Source organism: Citrobacter rodentium NBRC 105723 = DSM 16636 (genome assembly GCF_021278985.1).
Classification (GTDB): Bacteria; Pseudomonadota; Gammaproteobacteria; order Enterobacterales; family Enterobacteriaceae; genus Citrobacter_A; species Citrobacter_A rodentium.
This window is the reverse complement of sequence record NZ_CP082833.1, coordinates 320,546-344,520: the sequence shown is the minus strand read 5'-3', so window position 1 is coordinate 344,520 and position 23,975 is coordinate 320,546. Positions and strand designations below refer to the sequence as shown.

Here is a 23,975-nt window from a genome sequence, read left to right as displayed (position 1 = left end):
ATCATGCTTTAATACAGTAACACTGAATCTGCCGATGACTTCTGAAGTGAAACGGAAAACCGGTGGTGACCCCCGGTCATTACCAGATTATGCTGCCCTGCGCGATGAAATCAGCAAACTGACCCACCCGGCACGCCCGGATGTGGACTGGCGTTATGTGGAGACGCTCTGCCTGCGTCTGTATGAACACAATGGCGTGGAATTACAGACAGCATCCTGGTACACCATCGCCCGGATGCATACAACAGGGTTAAGTGGCCTGAATGAAGGGCTGGCTCTGATTGTGGCGCTGACCCGGCATCACTGGTCAGTGATGTGGCCGCTGAATACCCACGCCCGGCTGGAAATTATTACCGGTCTGTTCAACCGTCTGCAAAAAACGCTCCGGGCCATGCCACCGGACGACCGTGACAACCTGCCCCTGCTGTATCAGACTGAAACATTCCTGAAGGCACTGAGTGACACACTGGCCCGGCACGAACTTAAACAGAGCAGTAAAGTGGCTTTACCGGAAGCCATGGTGAAGGGATATATCACCCGTCTGGAAAATCAGCCGGTGCAGGGCGAAGCGTCGTCACCGGTAACCCTTCCGGCTCAGGCACTCCGGTCTGATGCTCGGGACGTACAGGAACATCAGCCCCTGCTGCACTCCCGTCTGGTGTATGTTGTTTCTGAAACAAAAACAGAGCCCACACCCTCCCTTCAAAAATCCCCGCCCATGTTTCTGAAGCCGTTTTTGGTTGGTGTCTGTGCGGCATTGCTGGCTGTCAGCGTGGCCATTCAGGGATGGCAGTTTCTGACACAGCTATCACCGGCAGAGCAGCAACTCAGGGCGCTGCTGACACCACCACCGGATGTGCTTTCAGCAGACCAGATGACACAGCTCAGCAGAACACCCTCACTGTTAAATCATGCGTCAGAGTGGATAACCCTTTCCGGTCAACAGATAACGCGACTGACAGAATTACCCCTGGCATACAACCTGCAGCGCAGTGCGCAGCTACTGCAGCAACTGATGGTACTTTTCCCCGACAATCCCCGGGTACAGGAAATGGTGGATAACTGACAGAAGAGCGTAAGGAGTCGTGCGCTCCCGGAAGAGGCGATGACGGGCTGGAATGAAGGCATGACCCGCTTACAGCAGCTGGCTGAACGCCTGAACCGTCTGGATGAACAGCGGGGAAAATACATGGCGGTCAGTGAACTGAAAACGGAGGTGTTTGGCATCATGCAGGCTTTTAACCGGCATATCCCGGCAGAAGAGCGGTTACGTCGCTATGGTGAAGTTCGCGACCAGAATGGCAGTGAACAGCAGCAAAAACAGGCTGAAATGGCACTGAATCAGCTGATTAATCGTTATCAGGTGGAACACGCTGGCAAACCGGAGAGGCAGCCATGATGGCTGATAAAACATGGTAATGGAAAATAAACCCAAAAGAATGCGCACACCATGGGCAATCGAAGATATTCGCTACCTTGAAACGCATTATGGCGTGAAAAAAAACGCGAAATAGCGGCATATTGCCATGGGAGGGGATATGTCTGTCAGGCTGACTTGTTTTTCTCTTAAATAGCCTTTATTTAAATTAGCCTTGGTATGAAATTAGAATCTATTAATTTTTATCAAAGGAGATTGTGTGACAATAGCAAGAGATTCTGTTAGTGGTGAAATTGTTCATGGTCATGATCTTCGGGAAATGGATGATCTTTATATACGAACAACCACTTTTGAATGCCCGTATGACAAATGTAGGATACCCGCTACTCCATGTAGCTTCAAAGAAATAAATTTAAATCAATCATACTTTCGATATAAAGAGACTCATAGGCCGGGATGTAAGATTCATGATCCTAAGAGTAAAAATAAGTGTAACTCAAAGAATAATAAAAAGCATAATTCACCACCGGCATTAGCTATATCTCTTCTGAAACTTGATGTGTCTGAAAGAAATTACGACTCTTCTGGCAGAAGAATTATCAAACAGACGCGAGATGATGAAAAAGATTTGGGAGGTAAAGTACACCCTGTGTCATCTTCAAGCATCAAACCGGTAGTAGACTACTACATTAATGGAGATAATCTCTATGAACCATTATCAATTCCCCCTTATGGAGTTAGAACTTATAAAGATACTTTTCAACTAATCATCTATAAAGAAGGAATTAGATATAATAAGCCAGCAATTTATTTTGGTAAAATTCAATCTAATATACGGCTGGAGATAAATTCGAATAGATATTACCTTACTTTTTTAGCCAGAAAGAAAGGTACCAAACAAGCATATAAACTTGAAATTGATGCTTCAGAATGGGATGAAAGTAAAAAGAGTTTTTTCTGTAGTGAGTATGAAAAACAAAGAGCAGAAGCAAATAAGTATTATAATGGACTAAAAGACAAGCGCAAAGCAACCAAATATCTTAATGTTTTCTTTTTTGGTTTTCCTGATGAGTGCGATAGTTTTTTATTTAAGACTAGTTTTTTTAAATTGATTTATATCGTTTTCTTAGATGATTTTGATGTGACTTATAATGACAAAAACTACAGCATAGAAAAAGAACAGCTAATTAGAGATGAAATTAACAAAGAACATTTGACAGCTCATCAAAATAGAATAAACCTTGCTGAGGTTGCTGAGGTTGCTGAGGTTGCTGAGGTTGCTGAGGTTGCTGAGGTTGCTGAGGTTGCTGAGGTTGCTGAGGTTGCTGAGGTTGCTGAGGTTGCTGAGGTTGCTGAGGTTGCTGAGGTTGCTGAGGTTGCTGAGGTTGCTGAGGTTGCTGAGGTTGCTGAGGTTGCTGAGGTTGCTGAGGTTGCTGAGGTTGCTGAGGTTGCTGAGGTTGCTGAGGTTGCTGAGGTTGCTGAGGTTGCTGAGGTTGCTGAGGTTGCTGAGGTTGCTGAGGTTGCTGAGGTTGCTGAGGTTGCTGAGGTTGCTGAGGTTGCTGAGGTTGCTGAGGTTGCTGAGGTTGCTGAGGTTGCTGAGGTTGCTGAGGTTGCTGAGGTTGCTGAGGTTGCTGAGGTTGCTGAGGTTGCTGAGGTTGCTGAGGTTGCTGAGGTTGCTGAGGTTGCTGAGGTTGCTGAGGTTGCTGAGGTTGCTGAGGTTGCTGAGGTTGCTGATTTTGACAAGAGCGAATTTAACCCTTCGGATCCTGATAGGAAAATATGGACTGGGATAAGAAAGCTTATTTCATTCTTTAAAAAATAGATCTATAGCAGTCATCATATTGGATTATTGGTGAAGTGGTACACTGAATTTGCCCACCTGAACAGAGTTGGTTTTATCAAACCTGTAGTTTGCTCAATGACGTAAAAATTGGTGATGTAAAGGATATAAAAATGTGGTCAGACAAAGAGTCATCAGAAGACTACCTAAATTTTGGTGAAGTATCTCAGTTAGCCGTGGATGTACTTACCACGAAAGATATGTTACCAGTATCTATCGGAATTTTTGGAAACTGGGGGGCAGGTAAATCCTCTCTGTTAAAACTGATAGAGCAAAAACTTGAGCAAGACGACAAAGATTGGATTGTTATCAATTTTGACTCTTGGCTCTATCAGGGGTACGACGACGCCCGTGCCGCACTTCTTGAAGTCATCGCTACAGAATTGACAAAAGCTGCTGAAGGTAATTCTACCCTTATATCAAAAACTAAGAGACTCCTTAGTCGAGTTGATGGTTTTAGAGCTATGGGATTACTAGCTGAGGGTACAGCTTTAATGGCAGGATTACCTACTGGCGGTTTGCTTTCTAGGGGGATTGGTGCATTAAGAAATATCACCGATGGCATCCAGAGCCAGGAAGAGTATGAGGCTTTAGGCAATATAGCTAAAGAAGGTAAAGAAACTGCTTGTGGTTTGATTAAACCACAAACAAAAAAAAGCCCCCCTCAGCAGATTGATGCCTTTCGTAAGGAATATGGGGAAATTCTAGAAGAACTTGGAAAGCCACTCATTGTGGTAATAGATAACCTAGACCGCTGTCTCCCTGCCAATGCTATCCATACACTTGAAGCTATCAGGCTATTCCTTTTCTTGACTAATACAGCCTTTATTATTGCAGCAGATGAGGACATGATTCGCTCTTCTGTGGCTGATTACTTCAAAGGGGCATCACAGCGCCATCAAATAGATTATCTGGATAAGCTAATCCAGGTTCCTATTCGGGTGCCTAAGGCTGGGGTCCGTGAGATCCGTTCGTATCTGTTCATGCTTTATGCCATTGAACATGGCTTAGAAGGCGAAAAAATAACTATGCTCCGTGAGGGCTTAGAGAAGGCGTTACAGCAATCCTGGAAAGATGAACCAATCTCACGTCAGGAGGCCTTAAAAATGACTGGTGAAGCGGATGATAGCAACCTCGCGCTGGCGTTTGCGCGTGCTGACCGTATTGCTCCCATTTTAGCCAACTCTCCAATTATTCATGGTAATCCCAGGATCGTTAAACGCTTGTTGAATGTTGTGAAAATGCGATCTCAAATTGCGAAGCGACGAGCAATGCCTTTGGATGAAGCAATTATTACTAAGCTAGTAATTTTTGAACGCTGTGTTGGAGTGGATGGCACCGCTGATTTATATCATCTCGTGGATATTGAACAAGGTGTTCCCCAGATACTTAAACAGCTTGACGATAATGGCGGTCAAATACCTACTGATGCACCAAAGACATGGACTGATAGTCCAACGACTAAATCTTTCATCAGTCAATGGGCCCAACTTGAACCTCGTCTTGGTGGGATTGACTTAAGGGCCGCCATATATCTGTCCCGAGAAACTATGCCAATAGGTGCATATGTGGTTGGTTTATCGCCATCTGGACGGGAAGTACTAAATGCACTAATTGAATTGAAAAACACTAGTTCTCCTACAGCAGAAAACCTTTTGAAAGCACTTCCTCGTGAGGAGCAAATACCTGTAATGGAAGGTTTAATTAACCAGTTACGGCAGGTATCAGATTGGGATCGTAAGCCCAGAGGCTTTTCCGGCGCATGTCTGTTGGCCCGCTACTCAACAGATGCAGCCAGCATATTAATTCGTTATCTACAGGAATTACAGTTGGGGATGAAACGACCAGCGTGGATGACTGCAGCATTAAAAGATGAACAATGGAATAAGGACGCTTAATGGGAACATCACAATCAAGTAAAGGTCCAGGAGGTGGCTCTCCGCTGGTTCCACCATGGGCTGATGATCAGCCACAGCAACCGTTACCCTCGCCGCAAGAAAGGAGGTTTGCGCCATTTCGAGAATCGTTGGGAAATGCGGTATCAAATGGAAATCGAGCAGATTTCAGAAAAGCCATAGGGCACTACGCGCGAAAAGCCTCCGGAGGGAGCAGTAACGCTGCTCGGCGATTAGGGAGTGTCACGCAAGCTGGGGCCGAATTATTTGGGGCTTTAGTGGGAATGCCTTCGGCTCCCGGAGAACCAAGCATCGATTTGGGCAGTTTGGCAGGCCTTCCATGCGAAATAGCAATATCAACTATTGCTCAAGCTTTAACATCACAGGATGGTGACTCAGAAAAGATCTGTGCGGCCATGAACCATGCTTTAGTGGAGGCTCTTGATGGCGTAGAAATTTTCGATCCTCAAAAAATAACTGATGGTGTGATTGTTGACACAATGATTGGTTATCTAGCGGAAAGTATTTTCCTTCAGATGGTAATGGATTCTAATAGGGCATGGAACAAAGCAGATACACCTTCAAAGGCAATTCATGCAGAAATTGAACTCCGGGAATTGATTAAAGTTGTTGTTGATAAACATATGGCACCAAAACTTGCCGGTAACATAAGATCGTTCACACGAAACCAAATGGTAAAAATTGAACGTCAGGCCATTATTGAGGCCTGGCAAGAATGGGAGGCATACCAGTGACACAATTAGTTTTCCATCATAAACATCACCATTTGCCGCCAGCAAGTGAGAAAGTGTTACCTGTTCAGCTATATGGATTAAGTGGTCAGAGGCGCGGAGATATATCTGTTATCGGGAATCCTGCGATTGATCGGATCAGACGTTTGGGAGTACAGCTTCCAGCTAAGGTCATGGATTTTCTGAGTGTTGCATTAGCAGTAACTGCAGCAGATACTTTCGTTCAGCGTGAAAGTTCCGAGGATGGTTGGACCCGCCAATTGTCGTTACGACTCCCCCTTCATGAACCATCCAGATGGATTAGTCTAAAGAAAGAACTTGAGAGTGCTTTGCATTTTCTTAGTGGAGACATCTGGGATTTCGAATTTTGTGACGATGGTTATGCACCGCCAGAGCCTTATAGCCAGCATTCAAGGCATCGTCTGATTAAGCTAAAAGGGCTTGACTGTGTCAGCTTATTTTCAGGAGGTCTGGATTCAGCTATTGGTGCAATAGATCTTCTGGCTGCAGGGCGTGCTCCACTTTTGGTTAGTCATGCTTATAAGGGGGATAAGTCTCGTCAAGATCAGATTGCTGAAAAATTAAGTGGCCAATTTTCGCGCTTTGAGATTAATGCTGACCCACACATTTATCAAGGCGTGACTGATATTACGATGCGAACTCGTAGCCTCAATTTTCTTGCCTTTGCGGCCGTAGGTGCTTGTGCCGTACAAGAGATATCTCAACAAGAAAAGATTGATTTGTTCGTACCTGAAAATGGATTTATCTCATTAAATGCACCACTTACTCCACGGCGGATAGGTTCGCTGAGCACACGAACAACACATCCACATTTTATTACGAGCATACAAAAGATCTTTGATGCGCTCGGTATTTCTTGTCAAATAATCAATCCATATCAGTTTAAGACAAAAGGAAAAATGATCTCCGAATGTTCAAATAAGCAGCTCTTATCTAAAATTGTGGAAAGTACAGTATCCTGCAGTCATTGGAAACGAATGGGGCAGCAATGTGGGGTATGTATACCGTGTATCATTCGACGAGCATCACTTCATGCAGGGGGAATTAGTAGAGATGTTGAATATATTTTCCAGTCCTTAGCTAAAGTAATGAATGAAATAGATCGCAGGGACGACCTGATCGCCCTTAGGATTGCGATCACGCAGAAATCGACTTTGAAAATAGGTACATGGATTGCCAAAAGTGGCCCTTTGCCTACGGCAGAATTTGATAATTTCAAGCAAGTATTTAAGGATGGCCTGGATGAGGTTGAAAGCTATTTACTGAGTGAGAACATAGTATGAGCATCGATATGCACTGTCATCTAGACTTATATCCTCGGCCAGACCTCGTGGCTGAAGAAAGTAAACGTCGAGGGACTTATATTCTGTCGGTGACAACAACACCTAAAGCATGGCATGGTACTTCTTTATTGGCTAAAGAAAGTCAACGAATCCGAACTGCTCTTGGGCTACATCCTCAAATCGCGCATCAAAGATCGCATGAGTTAGACCTGTTTGATTCATTGCTTTCGGAAACTAAGTATGTAGGGGAAATAGGGCTTGATGGTGGACAGGGATTTAAAGAACATTGGGATATTCAATTGAAAGTGTTCCGACACATTCTCAACAGTGTAAATCGGGCTGGTGGCAAGATTATGACTATCCATAGTCGGGGAAGTGCATCAGCGGTGCTTGATGAGATTGAAAATATCGATGGGGTGGCAATATTGCATTGGTTCACTGGAACACCTAAGCAGCTTGAAAGGGCAATTGATTTAGGATGCTGGTTCTCAGTGGGGCCTGCTATGCTCGATACAATAAAGGGTAAGGCCTTAGTTTTGAAAATACCCAAATCACGCATTCTTACAGAAACAGATGGGCCATTTGCTAAGTTTCGTAATGACCCACTAATGCCATGGGATAGTGGGATTGCAGAGAAACAGTTAGCCGCATTATGGGGGATTAGTCAGATGGAGGTTAATGCTCAGCTAGTTGATAATTTTAAGGTATTATGTACATCATAAGAATGAAAAACTTAGATATGCATTTACAGTTCAATTCATTTTTCGTCATCAGTTAATTACACATAAAATTAAAAGTAAGAATATATCTACCCTGTGAATGAGCAAGGCGGATTTATATAGTTTGTAATTAGTTTAAATGTAAGCAGTTCGTCAGAGTGCGTATTCCGCTCTATTCGATCACGGATTGGCCGTTATGACCCGATCTCGATGGAAGTTATTGGGTGATCCCCTTCCATGAAAATATGCACCGAAGCTCCCGCAGAGGTTTCCGTGGGCGAAGGCATGATTCTGTCCGAGAGCCGGATGTGTTAGAAGCGCATGTCCGCTTCGATGAGCGGGGTGTGGAAACAGGATTTATGGTCAGGACAGTAAGGCACCGCCAATCGAAAGAGGCGGCAACAGATATGCCTGACCTGTAAAATTACCGCGCCACATCTTGACTCTACCCGTTTTCCAAGCGCCCCCCCTTATAGAACGTACACTGGATGGTGATACCGGCTATACATCGCATATTTGACAGTCAGCTTGCTGAATTTTTCATTGGCTGCAGCATCAGGGGTAAGCGGCTCACCAGAACCGTATTGATATTTACTGAGAGCTCAGATCAACTTTCCTGGGCAACAGATCGCGTACCCGGTTTGCCGGCCAGTCCTGGATATGTTCAATGACGTAGCGCAGCCATTTTTCTGGCTCCACATTGTTCAGACGGCATGTGCCGATCAGCGAGTACAACACCGCCGCATGTTCGCCACCGCTGTCGGAACCTGCGAACAGCCAGTTTTTCCGGCCCACGGCCACTCCCCGTAAGGCGTTCTCTGCGATGTTGTTGTCGATTTCCACCCAGCCATTACTGCAGTACACGTTCAGGGCCTCCCACTGTTTCAGCAGGTATGCGAACGCTTTTGCCGTATCCGAGTGACGCGACAGTGTTTTCATCTGAGTCTGTATCCAGTCATACAGTGACTGCATCAGTGGCACAGCTCTGGCTTTTCTTGCTGCCAGACGCTGTTCTGCTGAACATCCCCGGACTTCTGCCTCGATGGCATACAGTTCACCGATACGCTGCAGGGCTTCCGTGGTGATATCGGTTGGCGCTCTTGCATGCACATCGTGGATTTTTCTCCGGGCATGGGCCATACACGCGGCTTCCGTTATTCTGCCGGATTCGTATAACGCCCGGTAGCCACCGTAAGCATCGGCCTGAAGCACTCCGCTGTAACCGGCCAGGTGATTTTGTGGATGGATACCTTTCCGGTCCGGGCTGTACGCGAACCAGACCGCCGCAGGCATCTGTGAACCGGCGTTACGGTCATCACGGACGTAGACCCACAGCCGGGCTGTCCGGGTTTTACCGCTGCCCGGCTCCTGGACCGGGACGGGGATATCATCGGCATGGACTTTACCGGGCATCAGCACATACTGGCGCAGGACGTCATACAGTGGCTCCAGCAGTTCAGCAACGGCACCAGTCCAGCGCCCCAGCGTGGCACGACTCAGCTCCACGCCCTGACGACGGTATATTTCTGACTGGCGGTATAACGGCAGATGGTCTGCATATTTCCCGGTGACAACATGGGCCAGAAGCCCCGCTCCGGCATAGCTGCGTACAATGGGTTTTGAAGGCACCGGCGCCTGCACGATATGGTCACAACGGCAACAGGTCAGTTTCGGACGTTGTGTTTCGATAACCTTAAAGGCGCTGCTGATAAGCTCCAGTTGCTCTGACACATCACATCCCAGTGGACTGAGTTCACCACCACAGGCCGGACAGCATTCCTCTTCCGGCCGGATGACCCGGGTTTCACGGGGAAGTGAGGCCGGTAACGGTTTACGGGCTGAAGACTGGCGCAGGGCGGATGGCAGTGCCGGGTCATATTGCTCACCCAGCGTTTCCGCCATTTCTTCCTGAAGTGCGCTGATTCGCTCCTGTGCTTCCTGTATCTGTCGTTCGGTTTTTGCGCGAAGTTTTTCTGAGCTTTTACCGAACTGCATGCGCTGTAGTTTTGCAACCAGCGCCTTCAGCCGGTTGATTTCGGAAGCATAAGCCGCCACCCGCAGTGAGAGCAGGCGGTTGTATTCGGCCATCTGGCGGATGGTGTCCTGTTGCGTCTGCAACAGCGCCCGCAGGCGGGCATTCTCATGAGCAAGTGAGGTGTCCATATCCTCACTTTACAACGGGTTATATACGGATTCCAGCGCGTTCTGTTCGTTTCGGGTGCTTCCAGTTGATACCTTCAAGAAGCATAGATAACTGAGCCGGAGTAAGGTGAACCTTTCCATCGCGGGTGACCGGCCAGACGAAGCGGCCCAGTTCCAGGCGTTTGGTGAAGAGGCACAGTCCGTCGCTGTCAGCCCACAACACTTTTATCTGGTCACCCCGGCGTCCGCGAAAGATGAACAGATGCCCGGAGAACGGGTCATTCTTCAGGACGTTCTGAACTTTTGATGCCAGGCCGTTAAAACCATTTCGCATATCGGTGATACCGGCAACCAGCCAGATACGCGAACCGGCAGGGAGAGATATCATCAGTGGCTGCTCCCTTTCATTTCGCGGATAAGTGTCTGTAATAACGCCGGCGTCAGTTCACCTTTCAGCCTGAGAGTTCCGGCCGGCAGAACCAGCTCACAGCACAGACTGTCTGGCAGTGTATTTATCTGTTCAGGTATCTGCACTGGTGCCGGGATTTTATTATCCGGCTCCAGAGTTAACGTCACGGGAAGTAGCGATGTTTCATGTTCGCCGGGCGGCTGCAGGCCGCCGTTACGCCAGAGATGCCGCCAGTTAAAGAGCTGGTTATCGTTGATTCCGTTCTCACGAGCTATTTGTGCGACACAGGCACCGGGTAAAAGAGTCTGCTGAACAAGTCTCCATTTAAACTCCGGTGAAAATCGGTTCCGGCGGGGTTTCTCTGCTTTCACAGGCTGAGTCACGGTCGGGGTTGAAGGATATCGCCCCGGGAAAAGAGCCCGGGCCAGTTGCCCGCAGGAATATTCACCGGAAAGAGGCCAGTCAGTGAATACCTGGTGAAATCGCCTCACCAGAGAAAAAATGGCGGTTTTGCTGACACCAGTCTGCGCAGAAATGCGCGGGTACGACAGTGACTCGTCAAATCTCAGTTGTAGCACACGCAGGATCAATTCCGGATTATCTGCCAGTACCGCCTTTCGTGCATTCATCTTAAATGTCCTTTTACTGCGAAAATGGACATTAGTATCGGAAACAGGAAAGGGAGGCGAAAGACGGTTTAAATGATGCGCTTACCATCAGGGCGTTTTCCAGATGACAGCTATAGTAAAATGATCGCCAGACCGGCGAGAAAGCAGAGCGAAAGCGGGATTTTGTCCTTCAGTGTCAGGTTCAGCTCTTCTTCAACCCATGCTTTTTCAAATTCACAGTAAAATTTATAATGTGCGTACCAGTTACTTCCGAAGATCTGTTTGCTGATGACCGTGCCGTAAAACCGGGACATGATAGCGTCGATGGATTGTTGTGTACGCTGATAGTCAAAGTTTGCATCGCTTTTTACGTTGCGGTAGATGACTTCAAGTTCATTAAAAATTTTGGTCTGCTCAATCCCCGCACTTTCATAACTCTGCTTTTCCGAGTCATAAAACTGAATATACATTGTAGCAACACCAAATATAATTAATATCGCGGAAATGACGTTTGTGGCCAGCTCAGGAATAAAAAGGGCGAACACACCGACAGCAAGAGAAATAAAGCTAATCCAACCGGATGCCTTACAAATCAGATCATAGGTGGCAAAGTTTTTCTTAGCGCCAAATCCAACGTTATAACCATGTCGGGCGATTAATTTCAGCATCTCTGATTGCGTCATAAAAACCTCAGCTTATGGGAACTTCAATCTGGGCCCGGGCAACCACAACCTCATTTTTTATCACATAGCATTCTACCATGTGATCTCCGCGGAAGTCGGTAGTTTCTTTCTTCGTACAGTAGCCGCCGTCCGAAACGATTTGTCCCCGGATCATATTTCTTCTGCGTGCTTCGTCACCCACGTTCAGTACCTTCCACATAACGGTGTAGGGTTCCTCTGCCTCCATTTCTGTCAAGTCTGCCCGGAAAAGGAGAGATTTTCGAGCGGAGAGGCGGAATCTTCTGGTAAGCATCTCCCTCAGGCTTCTGGGAGGGAAACCATCCTGGGTTACGGTACAGTCAAGGTTGAGTGAGTACCTGATATCCACCGGATATTTATCCTCTATAAACTCTTCGGTATCGGTCCAGGGAACAGCATCTGCCGCATGCGATTCCAGACCAAGACGGGCTTCCATAATACCCACTTTACGTCTGGGGAAGGCTCGTCCGAACACTTTGCGCCAGCGGTCATTTTCACTGGCACCCCCCTCAGCGTCTAAGGCATCACAACATAATTCATACGCGTGTTTCGCTGCCCGGCCAAACCAGGGAGATTTAACACGTACATGCTGATTACTGCCTAACGCGAGATACCTTTCCTTTCTCTCCTCATTTGACAGATATTCAAAAAAGTCTCTGGCGAGGGCTCCCAGGCTGCCATTTCCGGTATTGTCATAATCTGATGTTGATGAAAGAAAGCGATACGCTAGTGTGTCTATCAGTAAGCCACCCATATTGACGCCATGCAGGTTCTTCCAGGCTCTGATCATTTTACACAGCTTGCGCAGATTATTGGATTTATCTCGCGAAAATGCGGTCATGGCCGCCTTTTCGTGAAGAGGTTTTGTAATGCGCCATGCTCCTCCATTATAGCTTTCAGGGAATTTAAAGCTGTCATCATCCTGTCTGAATACAGGTTGAACCTCGACATAAAAGTTTTTAAAGATGATCTGAACAACCAGTCTGTCCTTTTTCACAGTCTGGTCAGGATATTCTTCCGCCAGAATGTTTCTGACATCTGTAAGCAATGCAGACTGACCATTATCCTTACGGTTATAATATTCATACTGATTGGGGGGCATAATATAAAGCATATCCAGATCGGATATGCCTTTTATTGCGGTATGTCTGCCTACTGACCCCACTTTCAAGCGGTTTGCTACCCGGGAACTCGTTCCTCTGAACGCAAGATTTAATGACTTGGTTATTTTTCGATAGTGATAGCTGATCTTTTTTGCCTGTTTGAGGTCAAGATTCAAATTTTCAAGAAATTCGCTGAACAATTCCCTGTGGCTCATGGTGTTTCCTTTGGCATGTGAAACATTAGCTTACATTATCATTACACCTTATAAAAACCAAGATCTTGGGAGGTGAGCGTTCTGCATGGCTTTATGACTTAAACGTAAGCGTTAACGGAGTGCCGTATTGACGCTTATTTATTGGTGAGTACTACGTTCCATGGCAGGAGTTCGTCAACTCGGTTGGAAGGCCATTCCGGCAGTACGCTCAGGATATGGCGCAGATACGCTTCCGGATCGATACCGTTCAGTCGGCAGGTGCCGATCAGCCCGTACAACAGTGCTCCTCGCTCGCCGCCGTGATCGCTGCCGAAGAACATAAAGTTTTTCTTTCCGAGACAGACTGCACGAAGCGCTCTTTCCGCGGCATTATTATCCGCCTCCGCCAGACCATCATCACAGAAGTTGCACAACGCAACCCAGTGCTTCCGGATATACCGGAACGCATCTCTCAGACGGCATTTTTTCGATAATGTGTGTTCTTTCTCCTGCATCAGCTTATACAGGGAAGTCAGTAGCGGTTTACTCTGCATTTGCCTGACCGCCAGGCGTTCAGACACCGGCAACCCGCGTATTTCGGTAACCGGCTCATTTAAACCGTCTGGTGTGTTTCCTCCGGCTCCACAAAAATAATGTCCATCATTTTTGAACTGCGCCCCAGATCCTGGATCACTGAAGCTTTACGTCTTCACTTTGAAGAACATTTACCACGGATTGTGGCCGGACGTCGCCTGGGCGTACCAAAATCAACAGTTTGTGGTATGTTCGTGCGCTTCCGAAAAGCTGGCCTTTCATGGCCTCTGCCCGCAGGTATGTCGGAGCGGGAACTTGATGCCCGTCTTTACGGGAGTGCCTCCACAGTACCTGTCGTACTTACTGAAAACACCGTTATGTCCGAAGTCCCGGTGGTAAAAAAACGCCCCCGGCGGCCTAATGCCAGCCAGTTAAGCAACTGACTGGCTCTTTTTCGGGGCTGTGGGGTATTTCCAGGGCCTCTCCTTTACCACTCTCGGGAAGGCCCTTTCCCTTATTGTCGGTAATTTCACAAGTTGTCCCATACTTGCAAGATCGCGCATCAGCTCCGGTATATGTCCCGGTGAAGCGCCCTGCAATGTCATCAGCATTCTCATCACCATTCCGCATGATTCTGAGAAACTCAGTTGATTCGGCCAGTAACCTTTCAGATGTTCCGCCATTTTAATCATCTGATATCTCACCAGATTATAAGCCAGTAAGACACCCCACAGCTCTTGCTCCACAAGCTCCGGCTTTTTACTTCTCAGCGTCAGCCTGCTCAGTTGCATCGTCTGTTTTATCTCCCTGTATCCCAGTTCGATTGTAAGCGGCTCGCCAGAACCGTATTGATATTTACTGAGAGGTCAGATCAACTTTCCAGGGCAACAGATCGCGTACCCGGTTTGCCGACCAGTCCTGCATATGATCTGTGACGTAATGCAGCAATTTTTCTGACTCCGCATTGTTCAGACGGCAGGTGCCGATCAGTGAGCACAATATGTGCTGCATATTTGCCGCCGCTGTCGGAACCTGCAGCATATTACAGGTTATTACTCGATCCCGATGGATGATATTGGGGGATTTCTTTCCATGAAAATACGTAAGAGTCGGGAGTAATTTGTCTTACCATCAATCTTCTTCATCACGCCCAAAGAAAAATAGTCATTCAAAGTACCCCGGGCATTTTGCCCGGGGATTATTACTATTTTAATGGATTGTTGATCTTTGCATAATCAAACGGACTGATACATTTCTCTCTGTTCGCATTCAGAAAATCTGCCCACCACTGTAGCATCAGCCGGCGTTCTTCCAGATGTTCGGCTTTATGGATGTAAGCAGCGCGTACACCGTTACGTTCCTGATGGCTCATCTGACGTTCAACAGCATCGCGGGACCACAAACCTGATTCGATCAGCGCACTACATGCCATCGCACGGAATCCATGGCCACAGACATCCTGGGTTGTGTCATACCCCATCACCCTCAGGGCTTTATTTACAGTATTTTCACTGATTGGTTTACGCGGGTCATGTGCTCCCGTAAAGATCAGACCATTTTCACCAGCCCATGTCTGTAGTTCTGCCAGTATGGCTACAGCCTGTTTGCTGAGTGGCACAAGATGTGGTGTTCGCATCTTGGAGCCCCGGTGTGAGAATTTTACGCCAGGCAGAGGTTCGCGTTCGGCTGGAATAGTCCACATGGCATTGTCAATATCAATTTCAGACCAGCGGGCGTATCTGAGTTCACTGGAACGAATAAAAACCAGTAAATTCAGCATAACTGCCAGTCGGGTGACAGGCTGGCCTTTATAACCGTCAATACGCGACAGAAGTTCAGGCAGGCGTGAAAGATCCAGTGCAGGGCGATGCTGGCGTTTTATCGTGGTCAATGCACCAGCCATATCCAGAGCCGGGTTATATCTGATGATGCCAGACTGTACGGCATAACGCATTACAGCAGATATTCTTTGCTGCAGACGACTGGCGATTTCATAAATTTGTTTAGCTTCTGCAGCACGAACAGGGATAAGCAGGTCCGGGGTACTGAGTGTTGTGATATCCCGGTTGCCGATAAAGGGGAAAACGTGTGTCTCGAGGCTTTTGAGTACTTTATCGCTGTGTGATTGTGCCCATTGTTTATTACTGGCATGCCAGCGTCGTGCAATATGTTCAAAAGAGAGTTGTAAATCAGGGACTACTTTTTTAGCTCTTTTCTGTTCGCAAGGGTCAATCCCCTCCGAAATCAGTTTTCGGGCCTCATCCCGTTTTGTACGAGCTTCGGAGAGAGAAACTTCTGGATACACACCAAGTGCCAGAGTCTTCTCCTTACCCAGAATACGATAACGGAGACGCCAGTAACGGGAACCATTAGGATGAACCAGCAGGAACATGCCAGCCCCGTCAGTGAGTTTATAAGCCTTGTCAGTGGGCTTTGCAGCCCGGATTTTTGCGTCAGTCAGTGCCATAGTACAGCCTTCTGAATGCGTTAAAGAGGGTACAAATTCTGTCGAACTGGGGTATACCCGCAATTATACCCACACAATGGGGTTGATGTGGGGGGAATCTGGTTGAGTTCGGTAGAATTGATTTGTAGGTAGAACGCTTAAATTGTGGCGTTCTGAAACGAAAAACGGACCTCCGTGGAGGTCCGTTGATATGAATTTGGTGCCCGGACTCGGAATCGAACCAAGGACACGGGGATTTTCAATCCCCTGCTCTACCGACTGAGCTATCCGGGCAACGGGGCGCATTAAAACCGATTCACCACGTTTCGTCAACGAAATTTCTTCAAATCAACGCAGACTGCACAATCTATCACCACTTTGCGGTTATTGCATCCATTGTCAGGCGAAAAACGCCGTCCAGGCGGCGGAGAGTGGCATCGCCAGCAGCAGGGCGGGGAGCATATTTACCACCGCGAACATTTTTATGCCGCAGATGCGCAGGCCGGTGGCGACCAGCAGCAATCCCCCTACGGCGCTGAAATCGGCCATCATCGCAGGCGTGGTGAGCGGTAAAATTAAAGCCACGCAGGTCGCCAGCGAGAGCTGGATGAGCAGCATTGGCGCCGAAATAGCGGAAACCGCAATGCCAAGCGAACAGGCGAAGATCATCGCGGTAAAAAAGTCGAGAAACGATTTTGCGATCAGAATACTCGGGTCGCCGGTCATCCCTTCGCGCATCGCGCCGAAGATGCCGGTTCCGCTTGCGCAAAACAGCACAATAATCGCGACGTAGTTCTGAATAAACGACTCATGGGGCTGCTTTTTGCCCGGCCTCATAAACAGCTTCTGCGCCTTCGCAACCGCGTTATTGATGCCTTTTTCCAGATAGCAAAACTCGCCAATCAGCGCGCCGACCAGCGTTGCCAGGACCATTACCGGTAAATTGGCGCATTTGACTACCAGTAAAATACCAATACCCAGCGACGCCAGACCGAAAATAGAGGTCATTGAGACACGAATCCGTTCCGGTAAACGTTGGCTGAGAAGGGCGCCGATAACGCCGCCGAACAGTACTGCGCTGGCGTTAATAAAAGGACCGATTACCACGTTAGCTCCTGCTAAATAGATTGTCAGAATGCATTATTATGACCTGATTCTCATTTACAGTGTTGTTTAACCGCAACAAGTGTGCATCCGAATTAAATCTTGCCCCTGCTAAGTAAAGGTGCCATGATTGCGCGAATTTTCTTCAGTCTGCCAGGGGCTGCACGGGATGAATGCTGCTTTTATACGTCGCCTTCTGCATCGCCGTTTAGCGCGATACCTGCCCCTTTCCGCCTTCTTCCCCCTTTATCTCGCCATGCGGTGAGGGTAGCGCATGCTCACTGCAGGACAACAGTAAGATCAGAGAGGCTCTGCTTTTACTGATGTCTGGCGGTCGGAGCTGGTAATCAGTTTGACCCAACATCTCGTGGGACAGGGCAATGCGCCTTGTCCGGGACTTTTATTTTCCCGAAACGGGTTTTGCGCTTATGAAATCAATGAACATTGCCGCCAGTAGTGAACTGGTTTCTCGTTTATCTACTCACCGTGGCGTCGTGGCGCTGGACAGTACCGACTTTACCGATGTCGCCGCCGTTGTGCTGACCGTAGCCGACAGCCGTAGCGGCATTCTTACGTTGCTGAAGCGCACCGGCTTTCAACTGCCGGTATTTATACTGACAGATGAGATAATCGATGCGCCCGCGGGTGTTATGGCGATCATTCGCGGCAATGAGCAGGAGTGGCTGGAGCTGGATGCCGCCGCTCGTCAGTATGAAGAAAATCTGCTGCCGCCGTTTTACGACACCCTTGTACAGTATGTGGCGATGGGCAACAGCACCTTTGCCTGTCCGGGGCATCAGCATGGCGCATTTTTTAAAAAGCATCCTGCCGGTCGCCATTTCTACGACTTTTTTGGCGAGAATGTTTTCCGCGCGGATATGTGCAACGCCGACGTCAGGCTGGGCGATTTACTGATCCACGAAGGCTCGGCCAAACATGCGCAAAAGTTCGCGGCGAAAGTCTTTCATGCCGATAAAACCTATTTTGTGCTGAATGGCACCTCGGCGGCCAATAAGGTTGTGACGAATGCGCTGCTGACGCGGGGCGATCTGGTGCTGTTCGATCGCAATAATCACAAGTCGAACCATCATGGCGCGCTGATCCAGGCCGGAGCGACCCCGGTGTATCTGGAGGCGGCGCGCAATCCGTTTGGTTTTATCGGCGGCATTGATGAGCACTGTTTTCACGAAGAGTACCTGCGCTCGCAGATTCGGCAAGCGGTGCCAGAGAAAGCCGACGACCCGCGTCCGTTCCGCCTGGCGATCATCCAGCTTGGCACCTACGACGGCACCATCTATAACGCCCGTCAAGTGATCGACAAAATCGGCCATCTCTGCGATTACATCCTGTTCGACTCCGCCTGGGTCGGCTACGAGCAGTTTATTCCGATGATGGCGGATAGCTCGCCGCTGTTGCTGGAGCTGAATGAAAACGATCCGGGGATTTTTGTTACCCAGTCGGTGCACAAGCAGCAGGCGGGGTTCTCCCAGACGTCGCAGATCCACAAAAAAGATAATCATATTCGCGGTCAGGCGCGTTTCTGTCCGCACAAGCGGCTGAATAACGCATTTATGCTGCACGCCTCCACCAGTCCGTTCTATCCGCTGTTCGCCGCGCTGGACGTCAACGCAAAAATCCATGAAGGAGAGAGCGGGCGTCGTCTGTGGGCGGAGTGCGTGGAGCTTGGCATTGAGGCGCGTAAGGCTATACTCGCTGGCTGTAAGCTGATCCAGCCATTTATTCCGCCAGAGGTTGAAGGAAAAGCCTGGCAGGATTATCCGACGGCGACCATCGCCCGCGAGCGCCGTTTCTTCAGCTTTGAACCCGGCGCGAAATGGCACGGCTTTGCCGGATATGCCGACGATCAATATTTTGTCGACCCGTGCAAACTGCTGCTCACCACGCCGGGTATTGACGCTGAAACCGGGCGCTATACCGACTTCGGCATACCGGCGACGATTCTGGCGCACTACCTGCGGGAAAACGGCATAGTGCCGGAGAAGTGCGACCTCAACTCAATCCTGTTCCTGCTGACGCCTGCCGAAAGCGCGGAGAAAATGGCGCATCTGGTGGCGATGCTGGCGCAGTTTGAGCGGCATATCGAAGACGATACGCCGCTTGCAGAGGTGCTTCCGTCCATCTTCAATAAATATCCGCAGCGCTACCGTGATTATACGCTGCGCGCGCTGTGTCAGGAGATGCACGATCTGTACGTCAGCTTTGCGGTCAAGGATCTGCAAAAGGCGATGTTCCGTCAGGAGAGTCTGCCGCAGGTGGCGATGAACCCACAGGATGCCAACAGCGCGTTTATCCGCGGCGAGGTCGAGCTGGTGCGTATCAGCGAGGCCGAAGGGCGCATAGCCGCTGAGGGCGCGCTGCCGTATCCGCCAGGCGTGCTGTGCGTGGTGCCGGGCGAGGTATGGGGCGGCGCGGTGCAGCGCTACTTCCTTGCGCTGGAAGAGGGGGTAAATATGCTGCCGGGCTTCTCGCCGGAATTACAGGGGGTATACAGTGAGAAGGATGCCGATGGCATTAAGCGGCTGTATGGGTATGTGCTGAAATAACGGCGGGTGGGTTGCCGGGGGCGCTTCGCTTGCCCGTCCTGTGGTTAACGCATGGTTGTAGGGCGGATAAGGCGTTTACGCCGGGTTCGCTTTGCTTGCCCGGCCTGGATTAACGCATGGTTGTAGGCCGGATAAGGCGTTTACGCCGCCATCCGGCAAACAGATTAATGTGCGACAGGCTGCGCATCCGCCGGGACGCGAACATGTTTGTACTTAAACAGCGCCACGAAGGCGAAGGCCAGCACCAGCGAGTAGCCGGCGAAAATCAGCCACACGGTCTGCCAGTCGGTAATACCGTTCAGGGTGTAATGCTCCACCACCTTGCCGCTGACCACGCCGCCGAGAATGCAGCCGAAGCCGTTGGTCATCATCAGGAACATCCCCTGCGCGCTGGCGCGGATCTCCGGACGCACTTCTTTTTCAACGAATACCGAACCCGAGATGTTGAAGAAGTCGAAGGCGCAGCCGTAGACAATCATCGACAGGACCAGCAGCACGGTGCCAAACGGTGACGGATCGCCGTAGGCAAACAGGCCGAAGCGCAGCATCCACGCCACAATGCTGATCAGCATGACGTTCTTAATACCGTAGCGGCTCAGGAAGAACGGGATGGTCAGAATAAACAGCGTTTCGGAGATCTGCGAAATCGACATCATCACCGACGCGTGCTCGACGATAAAACTTCCGGCGAACAGCGGGTCATTATCGAAGCTGTGCAGGAAGGTATTACCGAACATGTTGGTGATTTGCAGCTCTGCTCCCAGCATCATTGAGAAGATGAAGAAGATCGCCATGCGCTTGTTCTTAAACAGCGCAAATGCGTCCAGACCCAGCATCGATGTCCAGCTCTGATTTTTCTGCTGGTTAGCAACCGGAATGTGCGGCAGCGTCAGGGTGAACAGCACCAGTATGACCGACAGCACGGCGCCGATATACAGCTGCATATGGCTCAGTTCGAAGCCGGAGAAGCTGACGCCCCACATCGCCATAATGAACCCGATCGTTCCCCAGATGCGAATCGGCGGGAAGTCGGTAACGATATCCATCCCGGCAGACTGGAGACGGTAATAGGAGATAGTATTGATTAATCCGAGAGTGGGCATGTAGGCGAGCGAGTTCAGCAGGATCACAAAGAACATCGCGCCTGGCGTGGTGACCTCCGCCGCCATAAACAGCGTGGCCGCGCCGACGATATGACAAATGGCGTAAACCCACTTCGCGCTCAGCCATTTGTCCGCCACAATTCCCAGCAGCGTCGGCATAAATACCGCTGCGATCCCCAGCGAGCTGTACACTGCGCCAATGGAAGCACCGTCAAACTTGAGGGTGACAAACATGTAGGAACCGAGCGTCGTCAGCCAGCTCCCCCACAGGCAGAACTGCAGAAAAGAGAGTATTTTCAACTGCAGCTTAAGATTCATGTTAATTTCCTCACATCATAAGGCTGATGAATGTTTCAATTGGCACAATAGTCGTTGCGTAATGATGTGATTCTATCAATGAGTGCTGGCATTTTTTTGTTAGCTGTGACAAATAATTGCAAACAATGTCTTTTTGCAATGCAAAAGGGTGACTAAGTTAACGTTTTTGTCGCAGCCCGCCCGGCAGGTTCGCCGATGGCGGGCCGGATATTTACTGGCGTCGCCAGGATTTTTGCACGGAGTTTACCTTATAGAGATAACGCCGTGACTCAGCGGACGGGTGGCGGGTGGTCAGGGTCTGGTAGACATCCCCTGGCGTCATACTGTTAATAATATTCGCCGCCTGGACTTTATCGTTTGAAAAAACGCGCAGCACGCTGCCTGCGCCGCCGTTATAGGCGGTGATAACCGCATAACGCCGCGAGGTCGGGTTATTAATACCGCTCAGATAGACGTTATTGAGCATCGCCAGATAGGCGGTGCCGGTATCGATATTGCTGGCGGGATCGAACAGATAGCTGCGGTCTGGCATACCGGAGCGGCCCTGCGAGCGGAAGACGTCTTTCCCGGCGGTGTGTTGCACCACCTGCATCAGCCCCAGCGCGTCGGAACGACTCACCGCATACGGGTTAAATGACGATTCGGTCTGCATAATCGCCAGGATCAGCGACTCGTCAATGCCATATTTATGCGAGGCCTTACGCACCATGCCGAGGTATTTATGCGCACGTTTATCCAGGTGGTTCGGCACGAGGTTAATCGTTACGCTGAAAATCTTGCGAATACCGTTGCTGCGGCTTTGCAGGCGCGACTGTAACAGGTAATCGGCGAACTGGGTGGCGCGGCCTTCCCAGCGGATCGGCTGTCCGGTGTGATCGAGCACCTGGCCGTAGAGGAACGGTTGGCGGGAAATCTGGATATCATCGACGTCTGAGTAGAGGTCAATTGAACCCGGGTCATCGCCCATCAGCAGCGTTTTGATAATCGCGCGGCGCAAATGGGAGGCCGGATCGGTCCCGGCGATGGTTTCAATGGTAATCGTACCGGCGTCGAAGTTAATGTGGCTGCGGGTCTGATACTGATCGGTGTACTTTACATAATCTTTTGGCCCGGCGATCAGCACTTCCTGATAGCCCCACAAGTTTTCAATGTTATGGGCAAACTGCCCCATCAAAATATCAAAACCGTTGGTATCCTTGACCCAGGCTTCGTTGTACGAATCGCCTTTTTTGGTCGAACTGGAACAGGAGATGAGCAACGGCGCAATAACGGCAAGCGCGAGTAATTTTTTCATCATTCCGGGAGTGCGTGTTGTGTTTGTCGTTATGCCATTTCGCCGCAGGGTATCCGGCCTGGCGACGGCATGATTGCAGGCCGGATAACCTCCGGCCAGGCATTATTTTTCTTCCGGCGTGTATCCTTCGATATGCACATCTTTACCCTCAAACAGGAAGTTGATCATCTCCTGCTCCAGCAGTTTGCGGTGATCGGCGTTCATCATGTTGAGTTTCTTTTCATTGATCAGCATGGTCTGCTTGTGCTGCCACTGCGCCCACGCCTCTTTTGAAATCTCGTTATAAATGCGTTTACCCAGTTCGCCCGGGTAGAGCTGGAAATCCTGGCCTTCTGCTTCACGCTGCAGGAAAGTACAAAAAATTGTTCTGCTCATAACAAATCCTCTTGATCGACCGATGCGTTGACCGGTGCACCGGTACGTAACTGCTGTAATAAACGCTCCACGGGAGCCGCCAGACCAACGGATGGCGGTTGCGCTAAGTTATACCAGAGCGCGTTGCCTTCATCCATGCATGAACCCGCTAAGGACACGCCAAGCCACATAGGCACAATATCTAAGTGGAAATGGCTGAAGGTATGGCGAAACGCAGTAAGCTGGGTCAAAGTATCCGCGCTAATCTGCCGTTGCGCCAGCCAGTCCCGCAGCTCCGCTTCGCTGGCGAACTGCGGGAAGCAATACAATCCCCCCCACAGACCGCTGGGCGGACGCTGGGTGAGCAGCACTTCATCGTCATGCTGCATCAGTAAAAAATAGCCGGTGCGTTCCGGTAGCGTCTGCTTCGGTTTTTTACCGGGATAGAGCGACCAGCTGTCACTGGCGGCGGCGATGCAGCCGTTCTGCAACGGGCAGAGGGAACATTTTGGCTTCGAGCGGGTGCAGACCATCGCGCCTAAATCCATCATCGCCTGATTAAAGCGCTCCACGCCATTTACCGGCGTGACCGCCTCGCTCAGCTCCCACAGCCTTTTTTCGACCTCTTTTTTGCCAGGCCAGCCGCTAACAGCATAGCAGCGCGCCAGCACGCGTTTGACGTTGCCGTCGAGAATCGGAAAAGGTTTACCCAGCGAGAGCGAAAGCACCGCGCCGGCGGTAGAGCGGCCCACGCCGGGCAGCGCCGCCACTTCATCAAACGTTTCCGGGAAGATGCCGTTATGCCGCGTGGCGACCTGCTGCGCAGCCTTGTGCAGATTGCGCGCCCGGGCGTAGTAGCCCAGCCCGGTCCACAGGTGCAGCACTTCATCCAGCGGCGCATGAGCGAGATCGTTTACCGTCGGGAAGTGGCGCATAAAGCGTTCAAAATAGGGGATAACCGTAGCAACCTGAGTCTGTTGCAACATCACTTCCGAGAGCCATACTTTGTAAGGCGTCTTGTCAATTTGCCAGGGCAGGGTTTTTCGCCCGTATTTGTCGTACCAGTCCAGAACCTGGGCTGAAAATTGAGACGCTTGCATGGTCACCAGAATCATCATTGTCGGGGGCAAGATTGCAGCACAGCGGCGGCAGGGTGTAAACCGGAACTTTCCGCAGCGCGCCATCTTCCTTTGCTTGCATCCGGGCACTAACT

16 protein-coding genes, 1 tRNA gene and 6 pseudogenes are annotated in these 23,975 nt (G+C 49.8%); 8 read left to right on the top strand and 15 right to left on the bottom strand.

All coding sequences use genetic code 11. The features are described from left to right. Positions 1-34 precede the first annotated feature (34 nt). The 6 genes and pseudogenes from K7R23_RS01525 (at position 35) to qatD (ending at position 7,891) form a co-directional block, all read left to right on the top strand. Positions 35-1,399: pseudogene (locus K7R23_RS01525) on the top strand (VasL domain-containing protein). A gap of 238 nt (positions 1,400-1,637) precedes the next feature. Further along, a complete protein-coding gene (locus tag K7R23_RS01520) occupies positions 1,638-3,200 on the top strand; it encodes a hypothetical protein (RefSeq protein WP_232796109.1) in 1,563 nt (520 codons plus the stop codon). 89 nt (positions 3,201-3,289) lie between these two features. Next, complete coding sequence (locus K7R23_RS01515; protein WP_232796108.1) at positions 3,290-5,116, top strand: KAP family P-loop NTPase fold protein; 1,827 nt, start codon at positions 3,290-3,292, stop codon at positions 5,114-5,116. Continuing rightward, complete coding sequence (locus K7R23_RS01510) at positions 5,116-5,868, top strand: hypothetical protein (RefSeq protein WP_000537317.1); 753 nt, start codon at positions 5,116-5,118, stop codon at positions 5,866-5,868. Before K7R23_RS01515 ends, K7R23_RS01510 begins: the two co-directional genes overlap by 1 nt. Further along, the gene (gene qatC / locus K7R23_RS01505; protein WP_000508958.1) at positions 5,850-7,169 is read left to right on the top strand and encodes a Qat anti-phage system QueC-like protein QatC; all 1,320 of its coding nucleotides are present in this window, start codon (positions 5,850-5,852) and stop codon (positions 7,167-7,169) included. The genes K7R23_RS01510 and qatC overlap by 19 nt, the downstream gene beginning before the upstream one ends. Next, a complete protein-coding gene (gene qatD, locus K7R23_RS01500; RefSeq protein ID WP_000020778.1) occupies positions 7,166-7,891 on the top strand; it encodes a Qat anti-phage system TatD family nuclease QatD in 726 nt (241 codons plus the stop codon). Before qatC ends, qatD begins: the two co-directional genes overlap by 4 nt. 588 nt (positions 7,892-8,479) lie before the next feature. Here the strand turns inward: qatD and tnpC are convergent. From tnpC to K7R23_RS01470, 6 genes and pseudogenes are all read right to left on the bottom strand, one after another. Beyond that, the gene (gene tnpC / locus K7R23_RS01495; protein WP_012908830.1) at positions 8,480-10,051 is read right to left on the bottom strand and encodes an IS66 family transposase; all 1,572 of its coding nucleotides are present in this window, start codon (positions 10,049-10,051) and stop codon (positions 8,480-8,482) included. A 19-nt stretch (positions 10,052-10,070) separates the two neighbouring features. Then, positions 10,071-10,418, bottom strand: a complete 348-nt coding sequence (tnpB, locus tag K7R23_RS01490) for an IS66 family insertion sequence element accessory protein TnpB (RefSeq protein ID WP_012908831.1) — start codon at positions 10,416-10,418, stop codon at positions 10,071-10,073. Then, positions 10,418-11,068 (bottom strand): IS66-like element accessory protein TnpA, encoded by a 651-nt coding sequence (gene tnpA / locus K7R23_RS01485; RefSeq protein ID WP_012908832.1) that lies wholly within the window; start codon positions 11,066-11,068, stop codon positions 10,418-10,420. Before tnpA ends, tnpB begins: the two co-directional genes overlap by 1 nt. A gap of 87 nt (positions 11,069-11,155) precedes the next feature. After that, positions 11,156-11,730, bottom strand: a pseudogene (locus tag K7R23_RS01480) (SLATT domain-containing protein). Positions 11,731-11,737: 7 nt separating this feature from the next. Further along, positions 11,738-13,066, bottom strand: a complete 1,329-nt coding sequence (locus K7R23_RS01475) for a nucleotide-binding domain-containing protein (RefSeq protein WP_012908834.1) — start codon at positions 13,064-13,066, stop codon at positions 11,738-11,740. A gap of 134 nt (positions 13,067-13,200) precedes the next feature. Continuing rightward, positions 13,201-13,644: pseudogene (locus tag K7R23_RS01470) on the bottom strand (IS66 family transposase); the annotation flags it as partial. Between the two features lie 54 nt (positions 13,645-13,698). Here K7R23_RS01470 and K7R23_RS01465 point away from each other — a divergent pair. Beyond that, positions 13,699-14,001, top strand: a pseudogene (locus tag K7R23_RS01465) (IS66-like element accessory protein TnpA); the annotation flags it as partial. Positions 14,002-14,010: 9 nt separating this feature from the next. On the opposite strand, the pseudogene K7R23_RS01460 reads toward K7R23_RS01465, so the two are convergent. From K7R23_RS01460 to K7R23_RS01440, 5 genes and pseudogenes are all read right to left on the bottom strand, one after another. Then, positions 14,011-14,403, bottom strand: a pseudogene (locus K7R23_RS01460) (IS4 family transposase); the annotation flags it as partial. A 31-nt stretch (positions 14,404-14,434) separates the two neighbouring features. Continuing rightward, positions 14,435-14,615: pseudogene (locus tag K7R23_RS01455) on the bottom strand (transposase domain-containing protein); the annotation flags it as partial. A 168-nt stretch (positions 14,616-14,783) separates the two neighbouring features. Next, entirely contained in the window at positions 14,784-16,046 is a 1,263-nt protein-coding gene (locus K7R23_RS01450; RefSeq protein ID WP_012908835.1) for a tyrosine-type recombinase/integrase, read from the bottom strand. Positions 16,047-16,243: 197 nt separating this feature from the next. Beyond that, a tRNA-Phe gene (locus K7R23_RS01445) sits at positions 16,244-16,319 on the bottom strand. Between the two features lie 105 nt (positions 16,320-16,424). Then, positions 16,425-17,132 (bottom strand): DUF554 domain-containing protein, encoded by a 708-nt coding sequence (locus tag K7R23_RS01440; protein ID WP_012908836.1) that lies wholly within the window; start codon positions 17,130-17,132, stop codon positions 16,425-16,427. 425 nt (positions 17,133-17,557) lie between these two features. Here K7R23_RS01440 and K7R23_RS01435 point away from each other — a divergent pair, with 425 nt between their 5' ends. After that, positions 17,558-19,693, top strand: coding sequence for an ornithine decarboxylase (locus K7R23_RS01435; RefSeq protein WP_012908837.1), 2,136 nt, complete (start codon positions 17,558-17,560; stop codon positions 19,691-19,693). 164 nt (positions 19,694-19,857) lie between these two features. Here the strand turns inward: K7R23_RS01435 and K7R23_RS01430 are convergent, their stop codons facing one another. From K7R23_RS01430 to mutY, 4 genes are all read right to left on the bottom strand, one after another. Further along, the gene (locus K7R23_RS01430) at positions 19,858-21,114 is read right to left on the bottom strand and encodes a nucleoside permease (RefSeq protein ID WP_012908838.1); all 1,257 of its coding nucleotides are present in this window, start codon (positions 21,112-21,114) and stop codon (positions 19,858-19,860) included. A 211-nt stretch (positions 21,115-21,325) separates the two neighbouring features. After that, positions 21,326-22,411, bottom strand: a complete 1,086-nt coding sequence (gene mltC / locus K7R23_RS01425; protein WP_042623038.1) for a membrane-bound lytic murein transglycosylase MltC — start codon at positions 22,409-22,411, stop codon at positions 21,326-21,328. A gap of 99 nt (positions 22,412-22,510) precedes the next feature. Continuing rightward, on the bottom strand, positions 22,511-22,783 hold the full coding sequence (locus K7R23_RS01420) for an oxidative damage protection protein (protein ID WP_012908840.1): 273 nt from the start codon (positions 22,781-22,783) through the stop codon (positions 22,511-22,513). Then, positions 22,780-23,862, bottom strand: coding sequence for an A/G-specific adenine glycosylase (mutY, locus tag K7R23_RS01415; protein WP_012908841.1), 1,083 nt, complete (start codon positions 23,860-23,862; stop codon positions 22,780-22,782). The genes K7R23_RS01420 and mutY overlap by 4 nt, the downstream gene beginning before the upstream one ends. Between the last annotated feature and the right edge of the window lie 113 nt (positions 23,863-23,975).

Bases quoted from the DNA above. Each gene is read 5' to 3' on its own strand.
- K7R23_RS01450 (WP_012908835.1), bottom strand. From the start codon at position 16,046: ATGGCACTGACTGACGCAAAAATCCGGGCTGCAAAGCCCACTGACAAG.
- qatC (WP_000508958.1), top strand. From the start codon at position 5,850: ATGGGAGGCATACCAGTGACACAATTAGTTTTCCATCATAAACATCAC.
- K7R23_RS01475 (WP_012908834.1), bottom strand. From the start codon at position 13,066: ATGAGCCACAGGGAATTGTTCAGCGAATTTCTTGAAAATTTGAATCTT.
- mutY (WP_012908841.1), bottom strand. From the start codon at position 23,862: ATGCAAGCGTCTCAATTTTCAGCCCAGGTTCTGGACTGGTACGACAAA.
- K7R23_RS01420 (WP_012908840.1), bottom strand. From the start codon at position 22,783: ATGAGCAGAACAATTTTTTGTACTTTCCTGCAGCGTGAAGCAGAAGGC.
- mltC (WP_042623038.1), bottom strand. From the start codon at position 22,411: ATGATGAAAAAATTACTCGCGCTTGCCGTTATTGCGCCGTTGCTCATC.
- K7R23_RS01430 (WP_012908838.1), bottom strand. From the start codon at position 21,114: ATGAATCTTAAGCTGCAGTTGAAAATACTCTCTTTTCTGCAGTTCTGC.
- K7R23_RS01510 (WP_000537317.1), top strand. From the start codon at position 5,116: ATGGGAACATCACAATCAAGTAAAGGTCCAGGAGGTGGCTCTCCGCTG.
- qatD (WP_000020778.1), top strand. From the start codon at position 7,166: ATGAGCATCGATATGCACTGTCATCTAGACTTATATCCTCGGCCAGAC.
- tnpC (WP_012908830.1), bottom strand. From the start codon at position 10,051: ATGGACACCTCACTTGCTCATGAGAATGCCCGCCTGCGGGCGCTGTTG.
- tnpA (WP_012908832.1), bottom strand. From the start codon at position 11,068: ATGAATGCACGAAAGGCGGTACTGGCAGATAATCCGGAATTGATCCTG.
- tnpB (WP_012908831.1), bottom strand. From the start codon at position 10,418: ATGATATCTCTCCCTGCCGGTTCGCGTATCTGGCTGGTTGCCGGTATC.
- K7R23_RS01435 (WP_012908837.1), top strand. From the start codon at position 17,558: ATGAAATCAATGAACATTGCCGCCAGTAGTGAACTGGTTTCTCGTTTA.